This is a genomic window from Streptomyces sp. HSW2009, assembly GCF_040240285.1.
Lineage (GTDB): Bacteria > Actinomycetota > Actinomycetes > Streptomycetales > Streptomycetaceae > Streptomyces.
The window spans coordinates 1-8,713 of record NZ_JBEHZD010000343.1; the positions used below are offsets into that span (position 1 = coordinate 1).

4 protein-coding genes and 1 pseudogene are annotated in these 8,713 nt (G+C 74.5%); 3 read left to right on the forward strand and 2 right to left on the reverse strand.

The window, feature by feature from the left end; genetic code table 11:
- On the forward strand, positions 1-872 hold an 872-nt coding region (locus AAHZ94_RS22660), incomplete at its 5' end, for a glycoside hydrolase family 6 protein (RefSeq protein ID WP_349994820.1).
- Positions 873-1,000: 128 nt separating this feature from the next.
- Here the strand turns inward: AAHZ94_RS22660 and glxA are convergent.
- Positions 1,001-2,935 (reverse strand): radical copper oxidase GlxA, encoded by a 1,935-nt coding sequence (glxA, locus tag AAHZ94_RS22665; protein ID WP_502964744.1) that lies wholly within the window; start codon positions 2,933-2,935, stop codon positions 1,001-1,003.
- On the reverse strand, positions 2,923-4,878 hold the full coding sequence (locus AAHZ94_RS22670) for a glycosyltransferase family 2 protein (RefSeq protein ID WP_349994822.1): 1,956 nt from the start codon (positions 4,876-4,878) through the stop codon (positions 2,923-2,925). Before AAHZ94_RS22670 ends, glxA begins: the two co-directional genes overlap by 13 nt.
- A gap of 1,195 nt (positions 4,879-6,073) precedes the next feature.
- Between AAHZ94_RS22670 and AAHZ94_RS22675 the strand changes: the two are divergent.
- Positions 6,074-7,243: pseudogene (locus AAHZ94_RS22675) on the forward strand (glycosyltransferase); the annotation flags it as partial.
- Between the two features lie 479 nt (positions 7,244-7,722).
- On the forward strand, positions 7,723-8,713 hold a 991-nt coding region (locus tag AAHZ94_RS22680; RefSeq protein ID WP_502964745.1), incomplete at its 3' end, for a nucleoside-diphosphate sugar epimerase/dehydratase.

The following is an 8,713-nucleotide window of genomic DNA, read 5'->3' on the forward strand; positions in this document are numbered from 1 at the left end:
CCCCCCCCCCCCCCCCCCCCCCCCCCGCGCGCGGGGGGGGCGCCGGGCGCGCGGGGGCCCCCGCCGGCGGCCCCCCCGCGGGCCGCCGCGGGGGGCGGGGGGCGGGCCGCCCCCCCCCACCGCGGGAGCGGGCCCGCGAGATCACCGAGGCGGCCCGGGCGCAGCGGCGGATGCCGGTCCTGGTCGCGTACCACGTTCCGTACCGGGACTGCGGCCAGTACTCCAGGGGCGGGGCCGGGGACGGCGCCGCGTACCGCAAGTGGGCGACCGAGTTGGCCGCCGGGATCGGTGACCGCAGCGCGTTGGTCATCGTGGAGCCGGACGCGGTGGCGCAGGTGGTGGACGGCTGCGTGCCGGAGCCGCTCCGCGGCGAGCGGCTCGACCTGCTGCGGCACGCGGTGGTCACGCTCTCCGGGCTGCCGCGCACCCGCGTCTACCTCGACGCGGGCAATGCGGGCTGGGTCCCGGACCCGGCCCGCCTGGTGCCCTCGCTCCGGCGAGCCGGCATCGACTACGCGGACGGCTTCGCGCTCAACGTGTCCAACTTCCACACCACCGAGGCCACCACGGCGTACGGGCGGCGGCTGTCCCGGCTGGTCGACGACGCCCCGTTCGTCATCGACACCTCGCGCAACGGGCGCGGCCCGGCGCCGGACGGCGGCCCGGACGGCGGCCCGGACGGCGCCTGGTGCAACCCGCCGGGCCGGGCCATCGGCCACCCGCCGACCACCGACACCGGGGAGCCGGGCGTGGACGCGTACCTGTGGATCAAGCGCCCGGGCGAGTCGGACGGCGCCTGCCGCGGCGGCCCGCCGGCCGGCCGCTGGTGGCCCTCGTACGCGCTGGAGTTGGCCCGCAACGCGGCCCGGTAGCCCGCGGCCGGGCGGGGCGGCGGGTAGCCGACGGCCCCGGCAGGTCCTGACGCACGGGCGCGGCGCCCGGCTCCGAGTGGGGCCGGGCGCCGCGTGGCGCCTGCCGGGTGGTGGCCCGGCCGCACGGCTCAGGGCAGGTGCACCCAGGTGGCCTTGGACGGGGTGCCCTTGGCGTCGGTGACGAAGAGCATGTACCAGCCGGGCGGGGTGAGCGACCGGTCCTCGGGGACGGAGAGGGTGACCGCGCCGCGCTGGCGGGTGATGCCGAGTTGGATGGAGCGCTGTTCGACGTCGGTGGTGTGGGTGACGGCGCTGGGGCGCATCAACTTGGCGCTGGTGATGCGCTCCGGGTGGCGGGTGCGGTAGGTCGCCCCGCCGCCGCGCTTGAGCTCGCTGGGGCCGGCGCCGAGCGCGGGCCGGTCCTTGGCGAACAGGTACGGCGGGCTGTAGATCTCCACCCGCTTCTCGAAGGTGCCCGGCTGGGTGTTGGCCCGGTCGGCGTAGAGCGGGTCGGAGCCGAACGTGGCGACCCGGCCGTCGGGCAGCAGCAGCGCGGAGGAGTGGTAGTTGCGGCCCACGGTCGGGTCGGCGGCCCGCTGGAAGGAGTTGCTCTGCGGCGCGTAGATCTGGGCCTTGTGGATGTCGCTGTCGCCCTTGCCGCGGTAGTCGTGGGAGCCGCCGGTGGTGAACACCGTGTCGTTCGGGAGGATCACGCTGGACAGGTAGCGGGTGCCCTGCGGCAGGTCCGGCCCCCTCTCGTAGCGCGGCGGGTTCTTCGTCAGGTCGGCGATCGCGGTGCGCGGCGTGGACTTCTTCGACTCGCCGACGCCGCCCCCGCCCAGGATCATCACCTTCTGCTCCTGCGCCGGCGGCAGCAGCACCGAGGTCGACGTCTCGGTCTGGTCGGCGTCGGTGAGCCCGCGCACCGGCTGGAAGGTGTTGCGGCTGAGGTCCCACAGGCCCGGCACGCGGCCCTGGTCGGCCGGCCCGTACCCGGCGTTGGACCCGGAGTAGAAGAGCTTGCCGCCCTTGGTGAGGAACAGTGCCGGATAGGTGGGGAAGTAGTGCCGCGGGGCCTTGGACCACTTCTTGGTCTTCGGGTCGTAGATCTCGTTGATGCCGTTGATGATCTGCCCGACGTCGTCCAGGCCCGACACGGACAGCACCCGCCCGTCGTCGAGCGTGACCAGCGTGGGGTACCAGCGGCTCTCCTGCATCGGGTCGACCGGTACGTAGCGCTCGTCGTCCGGGTCGAACTCGTAGGTGGCGTTGATGCCCTGGTAGTCCTGCTTGTCCAACGTCATCGCCTGGGCGAGGCCGTACACGTCCTGCTTGGCCCGCCCCTTGAGGCCGCCGATCGTGTACTGGGCCGGCTTGTCGCGCAGCCCCGCCTTGCCCTTCTTCACCGATTCGACGAACACCCGGGTCTCGCTGGCCTTGACCACCACCTTGCCGTCCCGGCCCTTGCCCTTGAGCGTCTTCTTCTCCGCCGGGTCGAGCCGGAAGGCGCGGGTGGCCCGGTAGCGCTTGCCGTCGGGGGCGCGGAAGACGGTGCCCTTGGCGAAGCGGCGTCCGCGGTCCGGGTCCTCGTTCTTGACCATCATCGGGCCGGCCGCGCGCTCGACCTCGCCGTCCAGCACCTCGTAGCGCGCGGTGCCGCCGGCCACCAGCATGTTGCCGCCCGGCAGTTGCGAGTGGCCGCCGCAGAACAGGTCCTCGGGGGTGGGGATGAGCTTGAACGTGTCGTTGGCCGGGTCCCACAGGAGGGTGTCGAAGGTGCCCGCGTCGAACCGCTTCTCGTCATTGCCCGAACCCGCGATGAGCAGCACCTTCCCGGTGCGCAGCAGGGCCGCGTGGATCGCCCTGACCCGGTACTTCTCCGGCACCGAGAGCAGCTTCCAGTGCCCGTAGTGGGCCTTGTAGCCGGGCTGGTTGATCTTGTACGCGTGGTAGGTGCGTTCCGCGTAGCTCACGGCCGCCGGGGCGTTGAGGCCGGCGATGACCAGCATGGCCGTCGCGCTGATGGCGGTGGTACGGGCCCGGGGGGTGATCAGGTGGCGCACAGCGAATCCCTCTCTGCCGTGGTGGCGTCCGTCGTCGTGGGCTGGGTGGTCTGCGCCGCGGGGGTGGGGGCCGGCTCGTCGGCCGCCGTTGCGGTCGCGGTGGCCGTCGCCGTGGTCGTCGGTGCCGTTGCCGCTGTCGCCGCTGTCGCCGCTGTCGCCGCTGTCGCCGGTGATGACGGTGGTGACGGTGCGTCGGCCGGGGCGCCGTCCTGCCCGGCGCCGCTTTGCCCGGTGCCGTCCTGTCCGTTGCCGTCTTGCCCGGTGCCGCGGGCCGCCGGCAGCGCGGCCGTGCCCCGGCGCGCGGTACGCCGCGCGCGCAGCAGCCCGCCGCACCACACGGCCGGCGCCGCCAGGCACAGCAGCACCGCGAGCAGCGCCCAGGTGCACATGGCGACGTGGGTGTGGCCGAGGAAGGGCGCGGCCACCAGCGAACCGCCGAAGACCAGACCCCACAGCAGGTGGATGCGGAAGGTCGCGAGCCGGTCCGGGCTCGACGAGTCGCCCTTCGGCGTCACGACGAACCGACTCTTGCGCCGCAGCACCGCATCGCACAGCGACTTCGCGTAGATCGGGGCGGAGATCGCCGACAGGGCCATGCCGGCCGTGCCCGAAGAGCCGCGCGGCTCGTGCGGGCTGACGTTGTGCTTGCGGTTCCAGAGGTAGAGCCCGATCTGGAGCGCCGCCGCATCGCTGTAGAGCATCAGCCAGACCTCCGACGAGATCTGCACGCCGGACGCGCCGAGCCCGAGGAAGAGCGTGCAGGAGAGCGCGGAGAGCACCCAGTTCAGCGCCGACATCGGATAGAAGGTGAGCAGCAGCGAATAGTTGAGCAACCGTCCGGGCGGCAGCGTGGGAATGCCGCGCCAGTACTGCTTGAACAGCGTTTCGTAGGTGCCCCTGCTCCACCGCAGTTGCTGGCTGAAGAAATCCGCCCAGGCGACGGGACCCTCGCCGACGGCCAACACGTCCGGCGTGTACACCGAACGCCATTTGTGGCCCGTCTGCGGATTGCGCGTGCGGTGCAGTTCGAATCCGGTGGCCATGTCCTCGGTGATCGAGTCGTAGAGCCCGCCGATGCCCTTGAGTGCACTGATCCGCACCGCATTGTTGGTCCCCACGAACATGGCCCCGTCATAGGCGTTGCCGGCCCGCTGGATCAGCGCGTGGAAGAGGAACTGCTGGCTCTCCGCCGCCTTGGTGACGGCCGCGTCGTAATTCCCGTACACCTGCGGTCCCACGACGAAGGCGACGTCCGGGTCCCGGAAGTAGCCCAACATGCGCTCCAGGAAATTCGGCAGCGGCACGTGGTCGGTGTCCACACAGGCCATGAATTCGTACGCGTCGCCGTGCGCGTCCAGCCAGGAGTTGTAGTTCCCGTGCTTGGTTCTGGCCCGGAACGGTCCGGTGGGCTGGTTCCAGCGGGCCACGCCCTTGCGCGAGAAGTGCCGCACGCCGAGCGCCGCGCACAACTCCTTGACCTCGGGGTCGTCGCCCTCGTCGAGCAGCCACACGTCCAGCGTGCCGGCGTGCCGCAGCCGCGTCGCCGCCGCCAGCGTGGCGCGCACCATCGCCACCGGCTCCTTGCCCGGCACGAAGCTGGTCAGGAACGCCACCTTGGTGCCGGCCGCGGCGCGCACCGGCACCGGGTCGCGGGCCACCAGCGTGGCGTGGGCGTTGGAGACGACCGTGAACAGCCGGAACACCTCGATGAGCCCGATCGACACGAGCATCACCGCATCGGCGGTGGTCACCCAGCGGGACACGTACGTCCGGTGCACCCAGTGCTCGGGACGCAGCAGCCACACCAGCAACAGCGCGGACACGGCGGGCGCGGCGGCCAACAACAGCGCGGCCCGCACCCGGTGCGGCTCCTGCGCCAGCAGGCTCCGGTAGCGCACCCGGTAGGGCTCGCCCGCCGGCGGCTCGGTGAGCGGCCCGGCCAACTGGCTGTACCGGTCGTAGTCGTAGCGCGTCGGCTGCTTGTCGGCGGCGCCGGGGGAGGGGGCCGTGGACGGGGCAGCAGTCGGGGCGGGGACGGGCGCGGCGGTCGGCCGGGTGGAGGTGGGCGCGTTGTCCGGCGTGGTCTGGCGCGGGGTCGCGTTCGGGCGGTCGGTCGCGGCACGCGTGCCCTTCGTCCGACCGGTCTGACTGGCCTGGTCGGCCTGGTCGACTTGGCCGTTTGGGCCGGTCTGGCTGGGCTGTTCGGGCTGGTCGGGCTGTCCGGCCCGGTTGGTCTGGCCGGCCTTGCGTTCGGCCGTGCCGCGCGGTGCGTCAGCGGGGGCCCGACGGGGCTGGGCGCTCCGGCGCGCGGACGGCTTCGGCGCGGGGTCCGGTTTCGAACCGGGCGCCGGCTTCGGAACGGGCTTCGCGTGCGGAGCGACCTTCGGTGTCGGCACGGCCTTCGGCGACGGAGCGGCTTGCGAAACCGGAGCAGGCTTCGGCGTCGGAACGGATTTCGAAACCGGGGCGGCCTTCGGGTGCGGAGCAGGCTTCGGAGCCGGGGCGGGCTTCGATTCCGGAACGGTCGGCGTGCCCCGGCCGCTTTCGCCGGTGGGCGGGGATTCGCCGGCGGACGGGGATTCGCCGGTGGGCGAGGAATCGTCGGTGGTGTGGGGCGTCGTGGAATCGGCGGATGCGCAGGCGGCTGCCGCACGGTCGCCCCGCCGTGCCTTTTTGGAATCGGCGGCAGCGTCGACCTTCTTGGCCTTCTTCGCTGACGCTCTGACATGGCTGTTCGCAGCCAACGCGGCCTCCCGCGGAACGAGCAGGGCCTGCCTTGCGGCAGCGATAGCCCATCTGGTCTATTCGTCGTCTCATCTGGCAAAAAGGGACGGTAACAACCGAGTGGGCGGGATTGGCTTATATCGGATGATCGGCGCGCCGTGCCGCCCGGAGTCGAATGGCCGAGGAAGTGAAAGTCACACTGTCGGCCTATCTGTGCGCGTCTCGCGTGAATTGCAGATGACTTTCTGTCATGGTTTGGCCGCTTCAGCTCCGCGAATTCCGGAGCTCACGACATCGCTGAGAACCGCTGTTGGGGGGCCGTGCGTGCCGCCAGACAATCGCTCGCCACGAGACCGTCGCTCGCCGCGTCAGGGCGGGTCGCCGGGGAGCAGCCGCGCCCCGGAACGCCGTACGGTGCCGGCCCCCGGTCGCGCCCCGGGCACCCGTGCCGGGCAGCCGCTGACGGTGCTGCACGTCTGCCAGCCGGTGTCCGGCGGGGTGGCCCGGGTCGTCGCCGACCTGGTCGGCGGCCAGCGCGCGGGCGGGCTCCGCCCGGTGGTGGCCTGCCCGCCCGGCGGGACACTGGCCGCCGAGGTCGCGGCGGCCGGGGCGGAGGTCCTGCACTGGCCGGCGCGGCGCGCCCCCGGCCCCGCGCTGGCCGCCGAAACCGCCCGGCTGGCCCGCATCATCCGCACCCTGGACCCCGATCTGGTGCACACCCACAGCGCAAAGGCGGGTCTTGCGGGGCGGCTCGCGGCGGGCCGTCGGGTGCCGACGCTGCATCAGCCGCACGCCTGGTCCTTCGACGCCGCCGACGGCCTGACGCGCGCCCTGGCCGTGCGCTGGGAGCGGTACGCCGCGCGCTGGACCACCCGGCTGCTGTGCGTGAGCGAGGACGAGCGGCTGCGCGGCGTCGCCGCCGGGATCGCCGGCCGCTGGGCGGTGGTGCGCAACGGGGTGGACACCGGCCGTTTCGTACCGCAGGACCCGACCGCGCGCCGCGCCGCCCGCGCCGGCCTCCCCGACCTGTACGAGACGGTGCGGTGCGGGCCGCTGGTGGTGTGCGTGGGGCGGCTGTGCCGACAGAAGGGGCAGGACGTGCTGTTGGCCGCCTGGCCGCGGATCGCCGCCGCGGTCCCGGGGGCACGGCTGGCCCTGGTCGGCGACGGCCCGTACGGCGACCGGCTGCGCCGCGCCGCACCGCCCGACGTCGTGTTCGCCGGCCCGACGCGCGACCCGGCGCGCTGGTACGCGGCGGCCGATCTGGTGGTGCTGCCCTCGCGCTGGGAGGGGATGGCGCTGGCCCCGCTGGAGGCGATGGCCTGCGGCCGGCCGGTCGTGGTCACCGAGGTGACCGGCGCCCGTGAGGGCCTACCGCCGGGACACGCCGCCCACTGCCTGACCCCGCCCGACGACCCGACCGCCCTCGCCCGCACGGTCGCCACCCTGCTGGCCGACCCCGACCGGTGCGCCGCACTGGGCGCGCAGGCCCGGCGCCATGTGTGCGAACGGCACGACGTACGGCGGGTGGGGGCGCAGGTGGGGCGGGTGTACGCGACGGTGCTTGGTGCGGCTGCCGCCACCGCGTCTGGGTGGGGTGGCTCCTCCGCTGGGGCTGTGCCTGCCGCCGCACGGCCTGGGGGCGGTGGCCCCGCTGGCGTCGCCTTGCCCGGGGGTGGCGGTCCGGCTGTCCCGGCTGTGTCCGCCGCCGCACCGCGTGGGCGTGGTGGCCTGTCTGCCGCGGCCGTGGCTGCCGCTGCACCGCCCGGGTGTGGTGGCCCGGCTGTCCCGGCTGTGTCCGTTGCTGAACGGCCTGGGCGCGACGACCCGTCTGCCGCGGCTGTGCCCGCCACTGCCGTGCCTACTGCTGCCGTGCCCGTCGTCGTGTCTGCCGCCGTCGTGCCTGCCACCGGCGCCCGCGCCGTTGCCGAAGCCGCCGACATGGCTACCGCCGAAGCAGCGACCGCCGGAGCGGCAACCGCTGACCCGGCAACCGGCGACATGGCTACCGACGCCGCAGCCGTCGGCCAGGTCCCGGCCGGCAGGCCGGGTGCGGGAACGCCATGACCACGGACGACGTACGGACCGCCGGCGCCGGCCCCGGCGCGGCCCGCACCCCACGCACCCGCGCCGCCGAGCCCACTGCGCAACCCGCCGCCACCGCGCCCGTCGAATCCGACAGCGGCCCGGACCACGACCCCGAGGCCGACGGGGGCACCAGCGCCAGCATCAGCACCCACACCGCTACCGCCGTCGATGGCGGCAGCGGTCCCCGTGTCGCGGCCGGGGCCGACGTCGTGGCCGGGGGCGACGCCGTGTCCGCCGTGTCGGTGTGTGCGCCGCGGGGCGGTGGCGGCGGGGTGTCGCAGTCGTCCCGGGGTCGGGCGCCGTTGCGGCAACGGCTGGCGCCGTTGGTCCTGTTGGCCGCCGACGGCGCGGCCACCGTCGCCGCGCTGCTGCTCGCGAACGCGCTCGGCGCGCTGCACACGCCGAACGCCGCGGATGCGACGGACGCGGCGAACGCGCTGAACGCCGCGGACACGACGGGCGCGCTGCGGACCGCGCTGCCCGCGCTGGTGGTGCTGTTCGCGCTGCACGCGCGCGCCGGCCTCTACCGCCCCGGGCTGTCCGCCGGGGCCCTGGACGAACTCCCCGTACTGGTTCGACACGCCGTGTTGACCTGGTGTGTCGTCACCACCGGGCTGGTCGCGCTCGATCCGGCGAGCACCGCGCGGTGGGGGCAGCTCCTGGCGCTCCTCGCCGCCCACGCCCCGCTGATGTGCCTGGCGCGGGCCGTCGCCCACCGGGTCCTACGCGAGCTGCGCCGCACCGCGCCGTGTCCGGCCCTGGTGGTCGGCGCCGGCCCGCTGGGCGAACGCGTACTCGCGACCCTGCTCGCCACTCCCGCGTACGGCCTGCGCCCGGTCGCCCTGGTGGACCCGGGCCCCGACGGCCCCCCGCCCCCGGGGGCCCCCCCCCCCCGGCCCCCCCCGGGGGGCGGCCGGCGGGAGGTTAGAAAAACCCGAGCACCCGCCGCGGGGGGCGGGGGGGGTG